The organism is Amphiplicatus metriothermophilus, from assembly GCF_900199215.1.
Classification (GTDB): Bacteria; Pseudomonadota; Alphaproteobacteria; order Caulobacterales; family Parvularculaceae; genus Amphiplicatus; species Amphiplicatus metriothermophilus.
This window is the reverse complement of record NZ_FZQA01000018.1, coordinates 1-1060: the sequence shown is the minus strand read 5'-3', so window position 1 is coordinate 1060 and position 1060 is coordinate 1. Positions and strand designations below refer to the sequence as shown.

General features: G+C 52.1%; 3 protein-coding genes. 1 reads left to right on the top strand and 2 read right to left on the bottom strand.

What is annotated here, in order from left to right:
• Nucleotides 1-114 (top strand): integrase core domain-containing protein (locus tag CHB64_RS15000; RefSeq protein ID WP_143265939.1); only part of this gene is annotated, 114 nt, incomplete at its 5' end.
• Here CHB64_RS15000 and CHB64_RS15310 read toward each other — a convergent pair.
• The gene (locus tag CHB64_RS15310; protein WP_159462530.1) at nt 104-259 is read right to left on the bottom strand and encodes a hypothetical protein; all 156 of its coding nucleotides are present in this window, start codon (nt 257-259) and stop codon (nt 104-106) included. The two genes, CHB64_RS15000 and CHB64_RS15310, sit on opposite strands and share 11 nt — an antisense overlap.
• A gap of 104 nt (nt 260-363) precedes the next feature.
• The coding region (locus CHB64_RS15305) for a hypothetical protein (protein ID WP_159462529.1) at nt 364-1060 on the bottom strand (697 nt) is incomplete at its 5' end.

The following is a 1060-nucleotide window of genomic DNA, read 5'->3' as shown; positions in this document are numbered from 1 at the left end:
TGGCGCGACGACTACAACCATCACCGCCCGCATACGAGCCTCGACGGGCTCACGCCGCGGGAATACTACAACCGGTCAGAGAAGGACCAAACCCGGAACAGACTCAACTTCTGAACGAGGACAATCCGGGGAGCAGGTCAGATTCATTTGCTTCGGCGTGAACGACTTCCACGCAATCAAGAACATCCGGCAATGCAGAAGATGTCGCGGCAGCAGAACCAGCCGCAAAAATGGCGCTCACGAAGAAGTTGCCGATCATATCCTATCCCCTTTTTAACAAGGGCGGGTTGAGCGAAGCGATACCCGCCACGCGCGGCATTCGAGATGTGTGCTATCCGGGCTACGCTTGCTTGATGCATACGCTTAGGTATTCATTTTTGACAGATCAACTGTTCGTACGTTCCATACGCCGCACTTCGAGAGGATCAAAAACCGTGCCACCTGTTGAACATTGTACACCTCGTAAGGCCCCAAGCGCGGTGTGTCGCTTCCAAATGCATGTGCCGTCATGTAATTCCGCAAGTAGCGGCATGCCTGAATTGCATCGGGAAGAGATAACTCGTTATCTCGAACTGTTTGTCCATCGCTATAGCTTGACGAATGGTTGCGTATCGGATGGATCGCAACTTCGGTCTCAGCGCCTCTGACCACCCAAACCACGGAACTCGCCGGATCAATCCCAGCCGCGCACAGCCGCGATTCGATGTCCTTCAGGACATCTGGATTCCACGTGAAGGTTTTATTGCACGACCATACATTTTTTTCTCTGTTCGAGTTAACTTGCAGGTTCATCTCTTCGATAGCGGAGTAGGCTAGGTTTATGGCAATGGAAGTGCGGACGTGATCGGAGAACTCACCAGAATGTTTCTCAAAGATCTGCCCATGCCCCGGATGCGCCGACCAAGGAGTGATGGCTTCAGTTTCGTAGCTTTCTGATAGTTTGTGGATCGCATAGACAATCTTCCTGACCCGACCCCTTTGAACGCAGCCACGAACAAGGAAACAAATGGCTGCATTCAAGGAGATAGAGAATGTCGGGAAAACGATATCGCCCAGAAGA